Annotated in this window: 13 protein-coding genes and 1 other annotated feature; of the genes, 7 read left to right on the forward strand and 6 right to left on the reverse strand. The window is 68.4% G+C overall.

Going from position 1 to position 13,127, the window contains the following annotated elements:
* Positions 1-539 precede the first annotated feature (539 nt).
* From ACTH43_RS17560 to ACTH43_RS17570, 3 genes are all read left to right on the forward strand, one after another.
* On the forward strand, positions 540-1,559 hold the full coding sequence (locus ACTH43_RS17560) for a hypothetical protein (RefSeq protein ID WP_441446186.1): 1,020 nt from the start codon (positions 540-542) through the stop codon (positions 1,557-1,559).
* A protein-coding gene (locus ACTH43_RS17565) for an IS3 family transposase (protein ID WP_441446187.1) occupies positions 1,528-2,750 on the forward strand; the annotation gives its coding sequence in 2 pieces (ribosomal slippage) (positions 1,528-1,807 and positions 1,807-2,750; 1,224 coding nt in all). The genes ACTH43_RS17560 and ACTH43_RS17565 overlap by 32 nt, the downstream gene beginning before the upstream one ends.
* Positions 1,797-1,899, forward strand: a sequence feature (AL1L pseudoknot). (Overlaps the previous gene by 103 nt.)
* A gap of 110 nt (positions 2,751-2,860) precedes the next feature.
* Entirely contained in the window at positions 2,861-3,535 is a 675-nt protein-coding gene (locus ACTH43_RS17570) for an HNH endonuclease signature motif containing protein (protein ID WP_441446188.1), read from the forward strand.
* Positions 3,536-3,687: 152 nt separating this feature from the next.
* Here the strand turns inward: ACTH43_RS17570 and ACTH43_RS17575 are convergent, their stop codons facing one another.
* From ACTH43_RS17575 to ACTH43_RS17585, 3 genes are all read right to left on the reverse strand, one after another.
* On the reverse strand, positions 3,688-4,749 hold the full coding sequence (locus ACTH43_RS17575; protein WP_441446189.1) for a Gfo/Idh/MocA family protein: 1,062 nt from the start codon (positions 4,747-4,749) through the stop codon (positions 3,688-3,690).
* A gap of 62 nt (positions 4,750-4,811) precedes the next feature.
* Positions 4,812-5,705 (reverse strand): sugar phosphate isomerase/epimerase family protein, encoded by an 894-nt coding sequence (locus ACTH43_RS17580; protein ID WP_441446190.1) that lies wholly within the window; start codon positions 5,703-5,705, stop codon positions 4,812-4,814.
* An 86-nt stretch (positions 5,706-5,791) separates the two neighbouring features.
* Positions 5,792-6,904: an ROK family protein gene (locus ACTH43_RS17585; protein WP_441446191.1), complete on the reverse strand. Its 1,113-nt coding sequence runs from the start codon at positions 6,902-6,904 to the stop codon at positions 5,792-5,794.
* A gap of 135 nt (positions 6,905-7,039) precedes the next feature.
* Here ACTH43_RS17585 and ACTH43_RS17590 point away from each other — a divergent pair, with 135 nt between their 5' ends.
* The 3 genes from ACTH43_RS17590 (at position 7,040) to ACTH43_RS17600 (ending at position 9,470) form a co-directional block, all read left to right on the forward strand.
* The gene (locus ACTH43_RS17590; RefSeq protein ID WP_441446192.1) at positions 7,040-8,491 is read left to right on the forward strand and encodes a protein adenylyltransferase SelO; all 1,452 of its coding nucleotides are present in this window, start codon (positions 7,040-7,042) and stop codon (positions 8,489-8,491) included.
* A gap of 101 nt (positions 8,492-8,592) precedes the next feature.
* The gene (locus tag ACTH43_RS17595; protein WP_441446193.1) at positions 8,593-9,147 is read left to right on the forward strand and encodes a type 1 glutamine amidotransferase domain-containing protein; all 555 of its coding nucleotides are present in this window, start codon (positions 8,593-8,595) and stop codon (positions 9,145-9,147) included.
* Positions 9,148-9,167: 20 nt separating this feature from the next.
* Positions 9,168-9,470 (forward strand): hypothetical protein, encoded by a 303-nt coding sequence (locus ACTH43_RS17600; RefSeq protein WP_441446194.1) that lies wholly within the window; start codon positions 9,168-9,170, stop codon positions 9,468-9,470.
* Positions 9,471-9,518: 48 nt separating this feature from the next.
* Here the strand turns inward: ACTH43_RS17600 and ACTH43_RS17605 are convergent, their stop codons facing one another.
* The 3 genes from ACTH43_RS17605 to ACTH43_RS17615 are packed head-to-tail and all read right to left on the reverse strand — an operon-like array spanning position 9,519 to position 11,931.
* Complete coding sequence (locus ACTH43_RS17605) at positions 9,519-11,162, reverse strand: glycoside hydrolase domain-containing protein (protein WP_441446195.1); 1,644 nt, start codon at positions 11,160-11,162, stop codon at positions 9,519-9,521.
* A gap of 56 nt (positions 11,163-11,218) precedes the next feature.
* Entirely contained in the window at positions 11,219-11,452 is a 234-nt protein-coding gene (locus tag ACTH43_RS17610; RefSeq protein WP_441446196.1) for a helix-turn-helix domain-containing protein, read from the reverse strand.
* Positions 11,452-11,931 carry a DUF2975 domain-containing protein gene (locus ACTH43_RS17615; RefSeq protein WP_441446197.1) on the reverse strand — a complete coding sequence of 160 codons (480 nt, stop codon included), beginning with the start codon at positions 11,929-11,931 and terminating at the stop codon, positions 11,452-11,454. The genes ACTH43_RS17610 and ACTH43_RS17615 overlap by 1 nt, the downstream gene beginning before the upstream one ends.
* A 330-nt stretch (positions 11,932-12,261) precedes the next feature.
* Between ACTH43_RS17615 and ACTH43_RS17620 the strand changes: the two genes are divergently transcribed.
* Positions 12,262-12,975 carry an alpha/beta hydrolase gene (locus tag ACTH43_RS17620; RefSeq protein WP_441446198.1) on the forward strand — a complete coding sequence of 238 codons (714 nt, stop codon included), beginning with the start codon at positions 12,262-12,264 and terminating at the stop codon, positions 12,973-12,975.
* The last annotated feature ends 152 nt before the right edge of the window (positions 12,976-13,127 follow it).

Raw genomic sequence — 13,127 nt, forward strand, 5'->3', positions numbered from 1 at the left:
AGCCGTTCTACGCCAGCGACGCGACGCTCCCCATCACCACGAACCGGGAAGAGCCGACAAGGACGGCCGGCGATGATCCCTTGGTGGGTCTGCGCACGGATCCACTGCCGTGAGGCTGGTGAACGAGATGCTCGCGGCATCATCACTATTGATCCTCCACAGGTGTGGCTTATCCACATTCTCCGGCGTTGTCTTGACTCGTGGAAATGAGGTGTGCACAGAGCCTTTCTCGGGTGCCGACCGCGGCATTATCTGTGCTGAGAATTGCGCACTTTCTGCTGGTCATGTCGTGCCTGCCCGGGGTGCGAAAGTAAAGCTGCGGGAACAGGGGCAATGGGTCGTCGGTGACCTTGGCTCAGGCGACCGTTCCTCCACACGGGTGGTTTTTCCACAACTTTATCCCCATTTGCTGATGACGCTTGGGTAGGTGGGCGATGACGAATAGTCTTGACGAAGAGCACGGGTGCTCGCTCCCAATGTATGGGTGCTTCCTCCCGGCGAATTCGTGAAGGTCTCGAGTGTGGGAGGGGGTGAGCTCGGTGGGTGAGTTCGAGGACCATGAGGGGTTCGAGCGTGATGCGGAGGATGCGCTGCCCTCCAAGCACGCGCTGCCCCCTGAAGGGGCGCCTGCGCCCGAGGGCGCGCCTCCGCCCGACGCTGCGGCAGAGCTGACGGAGTGGTCGGTGCGGGCGCGACGGGTGCTGGATGAGAAGTACCTCCTGGAGGAGGTCGAGGAGGGGAGCCTCGAGGCGGGGCGGGTGCTGGCCCTGCATCGCACGCTGCGGACCCGGGCGAGCCTGTATGTCCATCACCTCCGCCAGCTCGCGACGTTCTTCCGGGAGGACCCTGAGGTCCGCGGGGCGCTGGAGGACGCGGATATGACAGCGCTGAAGGTCGCCGCCGGGCTGCGCTGCACGTACTTCCAGGCGTGGGCGAAGGTGCGCGACGCACATGCCGCCGTCGAGTGGATGCCATCGACCTTCACGTACCTGCGGCGCGGAGATCTGCCGGAGGACTGGCACCACTATCTGCTTCGCCGAGTTCGTCAGCTGACCGAGGAGCAGGCACGTGAGGTGGATGCACATATGGCGGCGGTGGAGCTGCCATCGATCTCGCAGGACACCTATGAGAGGCAGGTCCGGCTCGCGGTCAAGCTCGCGACCGCAGGAGACCTGCCTACCCCGCCCGTGATGGCGCGCGACGTGGAGATCGTGGACATCAACACCGAGAAGGGCACGGCATCGTTGCTGGTGACGGGCCCGATTCTAGAGATCAAGGCGCTTGCGCACCGGCTCGACGTCGCATCCCGGACCGTGCAGAAGGCACAGCGGGCTGCGCTGGAGGCGGGAGAGGAGGGCCCGCTGCCCTTCGACATCGACCGTGACCTGGCCGAACGCGGCGCGGCGATGTCGTTGCGGACCCTGCGGTACGCGATCCTGACCCACTCGATCCTGGACCTCGACACAGTGGAAGAGACCTTGAAGCGCCCTGGGTTTCGTTCCGAGTCTCAGCAAGGAGAATCGGAACATGCCCAAGAAGTTCAGTCCAGAGCTGCGTGACCGCGCCGTGCGCATGGTCTACGACCGTCACGCCCGCGAAGGTGGTCCCCGCTCGCAGTCGATTCGTGCGGTCGCACCACAGCTCGGCGTTGGTGAGGAGACCCTGCGGATCTGGTGCAACCGCTACGGCCCCATCGAACCTGCCGGCCCGGGAGAGCCGCTCGAGGAGGAGAACCGGCGTCTTCGCCGCGAACTCGCCGAGGCGCGACGCGCTAACGAGATTCTGAAAGCCGCCTCAGCGTTTTTCGCAGCGGAACTCGACCGCCCCACGACGAAATGATCGCGTTCATCGACATGCAACGCGAGAAGTTCGGGGTCGAGGCCATCTGCCGCATCCTCGGTGCGACAGAATGTGGGTTCATCACCTCCCGCGGATACCGCGCCTCCAAGAGCAGGCCGACATCCGCTCGAAGCATGCGGGACGAGATGCTCGTAGAGGAGGTGCAGCGGATTCATCAGGAGAACTACAGCGTCTACGGGGTCCGGAAGATGTGGCACGCAATGCGCCATGCGGGATGGGATGTCGGTCGCGACCAAGTAGCAAGACTGATGAAGATCGCCGGCCTCCAGGGCGTCCGCCGAGGTCGCAAGCCCGTCACCACCCGTCCCGAAGCTGGAGTCGACCAGCGTCCCGACCTTGTCCAGCGGAGGTTCGTCGCGGACCGCCCGCAGCAGCTCTGGGTCGCCGACATCACCTACGTTCGGATGCTCACCGGATTCTGCTACGTCGCATTCATCACCGATGTCTTCAGCCGCAGAATCGTCGGCTGGGCGGTCGCGCCCACACTCCACACACAGCCGCTGCCATTGCTCGCACTGGAGCACGCACTTCTTTCCACCGGGACGAGCAGGAATGAAAGCGGATTGATCCACCACTCCGACAGGGGCAGTCAGTACGTCTCGCTGGCCTATTCGGACGCTCTCATCACGGCAGGAGTGAAAGCGTCAGTCGGCACCGTCGGAGATAGCTACGATAACGCGCTGGCCGAGACCGTAAACGGCCTCTACAAGGCGGAGTTGATCTACTCGAAGCGCATCTGGGAGTCCGTCAGCGAGGTCGAGCTCGCCACGATGGGCTGGGTCCACTGGTGGAATACGTCCCGGCTCCACGAAGCTCTCGACTACCGCACCCCCGCAGCGGTCGAAGCGGCCTACACTCACCCCACGACGACCGCGCCCGCGACCGTCTAACCACGGAACGAAGCCCAGGGCGCTTCACCTCGACGCCGTACAAGCTGCTCGTCACGGTCCCGGCGACAACGCTGATGGGCGTTGATGAAGCACCGGCGATGCTGGACGGCATGACCCCGATCCCGGCGGAGCTCGCGCGAGAGCTCGCGGCAGGGGAGAGCACCTGGCAGCGGATCCTCACGGATCCGATCACGGGAGCGTACCTCCCCGTCACCGCCACGACGTATCAGCCGACCGCACAGATGCGGCTCCTGCTGAGGCTGCGCCACCCCATATGCGCGGTCCCTGGTTGCAGTCGGCCGACGGCGATGGCGGCGGAGGACGACCACATCATCGAATACGACCACGACCACCCTGATCAGGGCGGGCAGACCTCGCTGTGGAATCTGCATCGACTGTGCTGGCAGCACCACCAGATGAAGACCGCAGGACGGATCGACCCCGAACGAGACCCGGCCGACGACCCCGGACAGGGTGACGGCACCACCACTGCCGGGGCGTTGGAGACGACATGGATGATCGACCGGGAGATCCGTGCGCGCGCCCGAGAGGACACCGACCTCCTGACCCCGCACACCGTCATGGCGATGCAGCGCGCCTCGCAAGCACACCAGCGCGTCCACGATGAGGCGGTCCGCCTCCATGCTGAGGAGAAGGCCCGCCCCCGCGCGGAGAGGGCTGCGGAGCAGCGCGCCGCAGCCTTCGCGACGGCACACCCCGGCCGAGGAGGGCGCCGGATCATCCCACCCGGCGCCACCCGCGACGAGACCGAACCGCCGTTCTGATCCGACCCCGGGGCCAGCTCGAAGGGCGAGAGCGCCACGCTCGCAGAGAACTCCTGGCGGACCTGACATCGATGTGAGGGACCCCCTCGCACTGCGCCCCGCAGTACGAGCAGGGGTCTCACAGGGGTGGCATGTCCCTCCGCGTGCCCACCTCAGACGAGAGAGATCTCCCGTCCCGCCGCTGCTGACTCGTAGATCGCCTCCAGGATGCGCACGATCTCGACCCCGTGCCACGCCGGGGCGATCGACTCCGCACGGCCCAGCGAAGCATCCACGAAGTTCTGGATCTCGTTGGCGAAGCCAGTGCCGAGCTCGAAGGTGCGCGAGGCGATCTGCGGCTCGATGTTCACCACCGAGTCATGCATCTCGGTAGCGATATGGAGCGCGGGCTCGAGCACCGCGCCGCCCTTCTCGCCGTATACCGAGACATCGATCGAGTCCTTGGTGGCATGCAGCGAGTACGAGCAGTCCAGCAGCAACGAGACGCCGTTCTCGAAACGGATCACCGCATTGGCGAGATCCTCGACGGTGTTCCTGCTGGGGTCGTAGTCCGCGACCTTGTAGCGGGGCATCGTGGTGATGTTCCCGCGGCTGCCCAGCTTGTCGTAGGTGTTGCCGCTGACCGAGACCACCTTGGGGCTACCCATCAGGTACCAGCAGAGGTCGAGCACATGGATGCCGATGTCCAGCAGCGGGCCGCCGCCGGAGATCTCCTTGTCCGCGAACCAGCCTCCGGGATTGCCCACCCGGCGAATGCAGCTGGCCTTGGCGTAGTAGATCTCTCCCAGCTCCTCCGCGTCGATGAACGACTTCAGCACCTGGCAGTTCGGGGAATGGCGGCGCACGAAGCCGACCTGCACCACCCGGTCGCTCGCCTCGACCGCCTGCTGGATCTGCTCGGCCTCCGCGAGGGTGCGGGCGATCGGCTTCTCCACCAGCACATGCTTACCCGCCTCGATGGCGGCGATCGCCCAGGAGGCGTGCGAGTTGTTCCAGGTGCAGATGGAGACGCCGTCGATCTCGGGGTCGGCGAGCAGCTCCTGCGGATCGGCGTACGCACGTCGGGCGCCGAACTCATCGGCCACGGACTGCGCCCGCTCGAGATTCATGTCAGCGACCGCGATCAGCTCGACATCGGGATTCTTCGAATACGCGGTGAGGTGGCACTGGGCGATGCTGCCGGCGCCGATGACGCCGACTCGGAACTTTGACATGGAGATCTCTTTCGTGACAGGTGGGCTGGACAGCACAGGGGTCGGGCAGTGGGTGCAGGTGGTCAGGCGAACAGGCTCTTGGCGTAGGCGATCCCGCGCTCGCAGCCGAGCAGGCAGTCCTCCCAGCCCTCGAACTCGATCGCGGCGAAGCCCGCGAAGTCGGACTCCTCGATCGCTCGGGCGACCGCGCGCAGGTCGACGTCGCCGTTGCCGACCACCGCTCCTCGCAGGTGCTTCCCGCCGCGGCTGCGGAACCAGCCGGCGCCTGGAGCGGCGTCGGCCGGGCGGAGATAGAAGTCCTTGAAGTGCACGACCATCGCGTACGGGAGGTTCTGGGCGACCGAGACCTCGGGCATCTCGTCCACGCACACGAAGTTGCCGACGTCCAAGGTGGTCAGGAAGTTCGGCTCGTCGACCGCGTGGATGATCCGACGCACCCGCTCCGCGGACTGCACGAAGAAGCCGTGGTTCTCGAGGCTGGTGGTGATGCCCTTCGTCGCGGCGTACTGGGCGATCTGCTTGCAGGCGGCGACGATCGTGGGTAGGACCTGCTCGAACAGGGGTGTGTCGTCACCCTCGTGACCGGTGTGGGGCACCACGTCATGGCGCATCCGGGTGATCCCGAGCAGCTCGGCGAGATCCACATACTTCTTCACCCGCTCGATCTGCGCCTCCAGGATGGAGGGATCGTCGGAGGAGAGGTCCGCGCCGACGGCGAGGTTGGTCAGCGGCACCCCGGCAGCCTCTGCGGCGGCTCGGATCTGTGCCACGTACGCGCGGTCGGAGGCGATGTTCGGAATCGGCGAGCTCGGATCGTCGCCGAGGACGGCGAGCTCGAGATGCTCGCCCTCGCTCGCGGCGACCCACTCGATGACCTGCGGGAGTGTCATCTCTCCGGTGGAGAGCTTGGAGTGGAAGCTGTAGGAGCTGAAGCCGAAGGTGATGTCGGAGGTCATGCGGATCCTTCGCAGTCGAGGGAGGGCGGGGGAGGTCGGGCTCTGGTCGAGTCAGGTCGAGTCAGGTCGAGTCGGGGCGAGGCGGGTCAGGCGCGGGCGTCCAGCAGGCGGGGCCAGGGCGCGGGAACGTCGGGGATCCCGAAGATCTGAGCGGAGCCATGGGAGAAGGCGAGGCCGAGGGCGCCCACCAGGGCGCCGTCGGTGGTCAGCCGCGCGGCGACCACTTCGGTGGGCTGCCCGGTCATCAGCAGCTCGTCCAGCGCGCGTCGCAGCGGGTCGAGCAGGGTGTCGCCGGCGCGGGAGAGGCCGCCTCCGATGACCACCCGTGCGGGGTCGAGCGTCAGCAGCACGGTGGCGAGGCGTGGCGCGATCTGGGTGCAGAACTCCTGGATCTCACGCTGTGCGGCGGCGTCACCATGGGCGGCCCGGTCCAGCAGGGGTTCGGCCTCGTCGCCGGTGGACCATCGCAGGCGCCCACGCTGCGAGCTCTCTGTCCAGCGCATTCCCCGCTGGCTGCCGAGCTCACCGGCGAGTCGGTGTGCGCCCTGCAGGATCCGCCCCTCGAGGATCGCCGCGACCGAGATCCGGTTGCCGAGCTGCACGAACAGCATGCTGTCCGTCTCCGCGCCGAGGTGATGTTCGGCGAATGCCGCGAGCTTGATGTCGTTCTCCACCGCCACCGGGCAGCCGAGACGCCGCCCGAGCTCTCCGGAGAGATCCAGGCCCACGAGGTCGGGCGCGGCGAGGCTCTGGGTGATCCGACCGTCGGGGCCGAGGATGCCCGGGGCGGCGATGCCGAGGGCACCGGGCATGTGCCCGGTCTCGCGAACCGCTCGTTCGAGTGCGTCGAACGGATCGGGGTCGTTCAGAGGGACGACGGCGCGAGTGAGGACCTGACCGGCGGCGTCGGCGACCAGGCAGCGCACCGTGCGAGCGCCGATGTCCAGGGCCGCGATGGTCGAGACCGAAGGTTCGAAGGAGAAGTGACGAGCTGGGCGCCCCGCCGCGCCCGAGGCGGCGACCGGGGCGGGGATGGCGGCACCGGCGGCCCCGAGGTCCTGCAGCACGGCATCGACGGTGGGGCGGGAGAGCCCGGTGGCGGCGGCGATCTCGGCGACGGTGAGCGCGCGGCCCGCCTCCCGCAGGACGAGCAGGCAGTCGCGGGCATTGGATCGGCGCACTGCTGAGGCTGTGGTCATCGAACGGTCCGCCCTCGTGATCGCTTGTCCGGGGACGGTTTGGTAACCCGGTTGCACAATGTGCTCCCAGTGTGACGGCTCCGGGGAGCGGGCGTCAACCTCCGGCGGTGGTCGAGCGGGTGGGAGGATCGAGGGATGGAGATCCCCCTGGAGCAGTCCTATGCCGCCGCGGTCCCCGAGCTCTCGGTCCCCTGGCGCGCAGAGGCGCCCCCTCACCCCGAGCTGGTGTGGTTGAACGAGGAGCTGGCGCGCGAGCTCGGATACTCCCCGGCCTGGCTGCGCGGGGAGGAGGGCCTCTCGCTGCTCACCGGGCAGATCGACGGCACCACGGCGCAGGCCTATGCCGGGCACCAGTTCGGCAGCCCGAATCCCCAGCTGGGAGATGGCCGGGCGGTGCTGCTTGGCGACCTCGTGGACACCGGGGGCCACCGCCGCGACCTGCATCTCAAAGGCGCCGGACGCACACCCTTCGCACGTGGCGGCGATGGGAAGGCGCCGCTGGGCCCGATGCTCCGCGAGGCCGTCATCGGTGAATGGCTCCACGCCCTCGGGATCCCCACCACCCGGGCGCTCGCAGTCCTCAGCACCGGGGAGCAGATCGCGCCGCGACAAGGGGTGACGCCGGAGCCGGGCGCGCTGCTGGTGCGGGTCGCCGCCAGCCATCTGCGCGTGGGGACCTTCGAGTACGCCACCTGGCACCTGGATCCCGAGGCGCAGGAACGCCTCGTGGAATACACGATCCAGCGGCACCATCCCCAGGCCGACGGGCCGCTCGGACTGCTCGAGGCGGTCGTTCGATCGCAGGCGGAGCTGGTGGCGCAGTGGATGCTGGCCGGCTTCGTGCACGGAGTGATGAACACCGACAACATGGCGCTCTCCGGCGAGGGCATCGACTACGGGCCCTGCGCCGTGCTCGATGTCCACCGCCGCGGCGCCGTGTTCAGCTCGATCGACCGCGGCGGCCGCTACGCCTACGGGAACCAGCCTGGGATCGCGCTGTGGAACCTCTCCCGTTTCGCCGAGACCCTGGTGCCGCTGCTCGACGCGGATCCGAACCAGGCGATCGAACAGGCCACCGCGGTGCTCGAGCGGTATGAGGGGTGGTACCTGGAGGCCCATGGGCGCGGACTCGCGGCGAAGCTCGGGATTCCGCGGGGCGAGCAGACCGAGCAGGCTGGAGTGGGAACCGCGGAGGTGGAGGAGCTCGGTGCAGCGCTGTTCGACCTGCTCGAGGAGCAGGAGGTGGACCACACGGGGTTCTTCCGGGCGCTCGGCGAGGGCTCCGCAGCAGCCCTGTTCAAGGATCCGGCGCCGTTCGAGCGCTGGGATGCGCGCCTGCGCGGCCTGCGGGGCGACGGACCGCCGGCCGAGACCGCCCGCAGGAACATGGCCCACGTGAATCCCGCGATCGTCCCTCGGAACGTGCACCTCGACGCCGCCCTGCGCGCCGCGCACCTCGGGGATGTTCAGCCGGTGCGGACGATGCTGGACGCGGTCGGCCGCCCGTTCGAGCGACGGGCGGAGCACGCGCATCTCGAGGAGGCCGGTGACGGCGGAGAGCACTTCCTGACGTTCTGCGGGACCTGAACCCGCCCGCCCCGGTTCCCGCGCGTCCGATCGGTCGGGGCCGCCGGGAGGGCCGGTGATACGGTCGCCTCACCGACCCCCCCCCGACGTGAGGAGACGCCATGAACAGCACCCTCGAAGGACGCAAGATCCTGCTGTTGACCAGCAATTTCGGTACGGAGACCGACGAGATCACAAAGCCGCTCGCGACGCTTCGCGAGGCGGGTGCGACCGTCACCGTCGCCGCTCCGGAGACCGGCGTGGTCACGACCCTGGAGCGCGATCGCGAGCCCGGCCCCGAGGTTCCGGTCGACGCGACCCACGACTCCGTGAAGGCCGCCGATTTCGACGCCCTGGTGCTGCCCGGCGGCACCCTGAACGCCGACTCGCTGCGCGCCGACGAGACCGCACAGTTCCTGGTGCGCTCCTTCGCCGCCGACGGCAAGCCGATCGCAGCGATCTGCCACGCGCCGTGGCTGCTCGTCGAGACAGGCCTGGCCGACGGTCGCGAGCTCACCTCCGTCCCCACCATCCGCACCGACCTCACCAACGCGGGCGGGAAGTGGACCGATGAGGAGGTGGTGATCGACGACTCCGCCGGCTCCCGCCTCATCACCTCACGCACCCCCGATGACCTCGCCGCCTTCAACGCGGCGATCATCAACTCCCTCAGCTGACCCGCCTCCAGGAGGAAGCCATGACACAGCCGCAGAATCCGCAGAATCCCGCCGAGGATCCGGAGCTCGACCAGATCGCCGCGACCAGCGAGGACGAATATGCGCGCGGAGCCGACGAGGGGCCCGGTGAGGTGAGCATCGACGACGCACTGGAGACCGACCGGGTCCTCGCCGAGGGGCCGGAGTCCCGCAACGCCGACGGCTACGGCTTCGACGCCGACCGCGACCGCGGAGGCGATGACTCGACCGCCGCTGAACAGGGCAACCGGGATGAGGACCGCATGGAGGCCGAGACCGCTGAGCAGGAGCTGCCCGAGCTCTGAGGCTCCGGCCGTCGAAGCTCAGCGGGTCGAGGCTCAGTGGGTCGAGGCTCAGGCGGCCAGCGCCGCGAGGATCCTCTCGTCGACCGCATGCCGCGCCCGCAGGTGCTCACCGACGTCATAGGAGAACGACGAGTAGGTGAGGGTGCCGCCCTCGTCGATCAGGGCCTTCGCGCTGGGCCGGTCGGTGAGCTCTGCGAGCCAGGTCAGCGCCCGATGATCGGCCATGGCCTGCGCAAAAACGCGGTGCCGGAGGGAGAGCCAGGGGCTGCCGTCGGGCCCGGGGTAGACCGCGAAGGCATCGCCGCCGAAGAAGGGTCCGCCGGCACAGGTGTCCTCGAAGGGGTCGATCGGGCGCAGCGAGAACTGCGTCCACCAGAAGTTGTACCCCCAGTGCAGGAAGCCGGGGGCGTCGAAGGCGAAGAGCTGCCGGCCCAGCACCCGGTTGCGCACCGACGGCAGCGAGATGAACCGGTTGGCGACGTCCCGGCCCTGGGAGACGCAGTAGTACACCCAGGGGCGCCTGCCTGCCTCGAGGAACGGGCCCGCGTGGTTCGTGGCCACGATCGGAGTGTCCACGACGCCCTGTTCGGCGAAGACCAGGGAGCTGAGCGCGTCGACCACCTGGGCGCCCTCAAGCAGATCTGCGACCTGGCCCTTCGCCGCCCGGTAGGACCCCAGCTGATTCTGGTGCGGCTCATCAGAGATGTGCCACAGGACCTGCCCGTCCCAGTGCTCCTCGAGATGGGCGCGCAGGGCAGGGATCATCGCCTCCAGCAGCCGACGGTAGTCAGGGGAAGTGGCCGAGACATGCCAGCCGAAGCGATGCTCGAGGCCTGAGGCCGTCTCCACCTGGATCGCGGGGGTGTGCTGGGCACCCCACTGCGTGAACAGGTGCGCGATCTCGATGCCGGTGAAGCCCAGCTCCCGGCAGATCCCCAGCCAGCGGTCCAGCCGGGAGAAGTCGAACGCATAGGAGCCGTCCAGTTCACGGATCCCGATCAGCTGCACGAACGGCCGGGTGTGGCCCTCGGCGGTGTCCAGCGGTGGGGTCCAGGTGGGGGTGAGCACCGAGTTCACGTCCATCGCCCGCGCGGAGGCGAGGAAGGCCTCGATCAGCTCCCAGTGGCGCTCGGAGAACACCTCGACGTCGTAGTAGGTGGAGAGGCTGTCGGCGTGGAACCAGTGGGTGTTGGTGATCGACAGCAGGGGCAGGCGGTAAGGGTGGAGGCGCAACTGCGCGGTGTGCTCGGCGAGGACCTGCTCCCCTGTCTCCCCGCAGAGGGTGATCGTGAGGGCGTGGTCGCCGGCGTCGGCCTCCTCCGTGGCGAGGACGTCGATCCACAGCGACTCCCAGCGGCCGGGGGTCACGTGGACGGAGTCATCGCGGAGCGGCTCGAGCAGGTCCGGGTACTCGCCCGGGGCGGTGACCAGGTAGTGCTCGTCGGCGTTCTCCGGAGCAGGGGAGGAGACGGGGACGCGTCGCACAGCGTGCACCTGGGCACGGTCGGCGAGCGGGCCGGCGAGCCGGACCCGGACTGTGCCGAGGGAGTCCTCCTCGAGCCGGAGCGCCACCTGCACGGACAGCACCTCCCCGAGGAAGCCGGAGGCGTGGGCGCCGCCGATCAGCTCGGCGGGGCGCGGCGCGGTCTCGCCGAGCACCTTCTCCAGGGAATCGGTCAGGACGGACTGCACGGGTACTCCTCATCGAGCGCGGGGATGCGGCCGCCCACCATCCTCACATGCCGACCTCACCCGTCGGAAGGTCTGTCGTCGTCCTTCTCAGAAACCCATTCCAACAGGTCTCCCGGCTGGCATTGGAGCACCTCGCACATCGCTTCCAGGGTGCTGAAGCGCACCGCCTTGGCGCGGCCGTTCTTCAGCACCGCGACATTCGCCGGCGAGATCCCGACGCGCTCCGCGAATTCGCCCACGGAGAGCTTGCGCCGGGCGAGCTCGACATCGATCCGCACCACGATCGGCATCAGATCACCGCCTCCATCTCCTCGCGCAGCATCGTGGCGTGGACCAGCAGCGTGCGCATCACGCCCATCAGCAGTGCCATCCCGACCCCGGCGATCGCCCCCAGCACCAGCAGCAGCATCCAGGCGGGGGGACCGCCGACGGTGAAGGACTGGTAGCCGAGCGTTCCCACGCACACCGCGCTCGCGGCGAGGAAGGCCCCGATGATTCCGTCCACCCAGCGCAGGGAGCCGGCGGCGAAGACCTCACCGCGACGGGTGATGCCGAGCAGGCGCAGCGTGCACACGAGCGCTACCTCGACGCACGCCAGGCCGGCGATCGACAGCAGCAGGATCGGCCAGCGCATGAACGCTTCGGCCGGCAGCTCGGCGGCGAGCACGCCGGAGAGCCAGGGGAGGACCACAAGCTGCAGGATCGCGGTGAGCAGCAGTGCGATGCCCAGCAGTATGCGCAGCAGATCAACGCTCAGACGAGAGAACATGCATCGAGTATCACCGCGTATCTATCGAAAGTCAATCGATGTCAGCGTCTGCGATTAATCCATTGCGGTCGCCGGCGGGACGTCCTACGGTGGTCGGACACTCGAGAGGAGGTGATCCGAGAAGTGATTTCTTCTAGGACCTGTGAGGTGGCTCGCCGCTGAGGCGACCGTTCATCCGGACGCGCAGCGAATACCACCGAGCTGCCGGGACCCCCAGGGGTCGGATCTCGTCCATCCGACCAGCGCACCGCGCGACCTGGGGGTCTTCCCCTGCCCGCTGGCCTGCCGTCCTCTCCGCTGGCCCGCCGCCGTGCCCATTAGCCTGCTGTCATGACGAATGCACCCCAGTACGCGCCGATCGAACTGATCGCGACCCGGATCGACGAGGATGCCGCGCTGCGCTCGACCGGCGCTGGCACCGACACCGACACCGGCGCCGACAGCCTCGTCGAGCCGCCGATCGTGCTGCTGCTCCACGGCCTGGGCAGCCACGAGGGCGACCTCGCGGGACTGGTGCCCTACCTCCCGCCGCACTTCACCTACGTCTCCCTGCGGGGCATCTACTCCTATGTGCAGGGCTACGCCTGGTTCGAGATGCCGGTGGATCCGGAGCGCCCGGAGTCGCTGCAGACCTCCGCCGCAGCGGTCGAGGCGTGGATCGCCGCGCAGAGCGCACCCGTCGTCGGCGCGATCGGCTTCTCCCAGGGCGGAGCGCTCGCGCTGCAGCTGCTACGTCGCGATGCGAAGGCGCTGGGCTTCGTGGTGAACCTCTCCGGTTTCCCGTTCCCCGCCGCGATGCCCGGCGATGCCGCGCTCGCTGAGGCCGCGCCGCCCGCGCTGTGGGGCCACGGCGGTATGGATCCGCACTTCGACGCCGAGCGGGAGGAGCAGGTCCGGACGTTCATGAGCGCACACACCCGCCTCGAGGAGGAGCGTCGGCCGTACCTCGCGCACGCCGTGGACGAGATCGAGCTGCGGGCGATCGCCGCATTCCTGCAGCGGCGGGCCGACGAGCATCGGGACGAGCATCGGACCGAGCGCTGAGTGGCCCCGCACACCTGCCCCCACTCTCAGGAATCGGGTTGTAGCATTCCGTCATCCCCCTTCGAGAGCCGGAGCGGGGCATGAGGAGCACCAGGAGATCATGAGCGCCGCCAGCGACGCCCCGAGTGACAGTCCCAGGCCTTCGGGCCTGA

This window comes from Brachybacterium sp. (assembly GCF_052095815.1).
GTDB lineage: Bacteria > Actinomycetota > Actinomycetes > Actinomycetales > Dermabacteraceae > Brachybacterium.

What these genes read in the sequence shown, in the direction of transcription:
- ACTH43_RS17570 (WP_441446188.1), top strand. Translation starts at nt 2,861, where the DNA reads ATGACCCCGATCCCGGCGGAGCTCGCGCGAGAGCTCGCGGCAGGGGAG.
- ACTH43_RS17575 (WP_441446189.1), bottom strand. Translation starts at nt 4,749, where the DNA reads ATGTCAAAGTTCCGAGTCGGCGTCATCGGCGCCGGCAGCATCGCCCAG.
- ACTH43_RS17580 (WP_441446190.1), bottom strand. Translation starts at nt 5,705, where the DNA reads ATGACCTCCGACATCACCTTCGGCTTCAGCTCCTACAGCTTCCACTCC.
- ACTH43_RS17585 (WP_441446191.1), bottom strand. Translation starts at nt 6,904, where the DNA reads ATGACCACAGCCTCAGCAGTGCGCCGATCCAATGCCCGCGACTGCCTG.
- ACTH43_RS17590 (WP_441446192.1), top strand. Translation starts at nt 7,040, where the DNA reads ATGGAGATCCCCCTGGAGCAGTCCTATGCCGCCGCGGTCCCCGAGCTC.
- ACTH43_RS17595 (WP_441446193.1), top strand. Translation starts at nt 8,593, where the DNA reads ATGAACAGCACCCTCGAAGGACGCAAGATCCTGCTGTTGACCAGCAAT.
- ACTH43_RS17600 (WP_441446194.1), top strand. Translation starts at nt 9,168, where the DNA reads ATGACACAGCCGCAGAATCCGCAGAATCCCGCCGAGGATCCGGAGCTC.
- ACTH43_RS17610 (WP_441446196.1), bottom strand. Translation starts at nt 11,452, where the DNA reads ATGCCGATCGTGGTGCGGATCGATGTCGAGCTCGCCCGGCGCAAGCTC.
- ACTH43_RS17615 (WP_441446197.1), bottom strand. Translation starts at nt 11,931, where the DNA reads ATGTTCTCTCGTCTGAGCGTTGATCTGCTGCGCATACTGCTGGGCATC.
- ACTH43_RS17620 (WP_441446198.1), top strand. Translation starts at nt 12,262, where the DNA reads ATGACGAATGCACCCCAGTACGCGCCGATCGAACTGATCGCGACCCGG.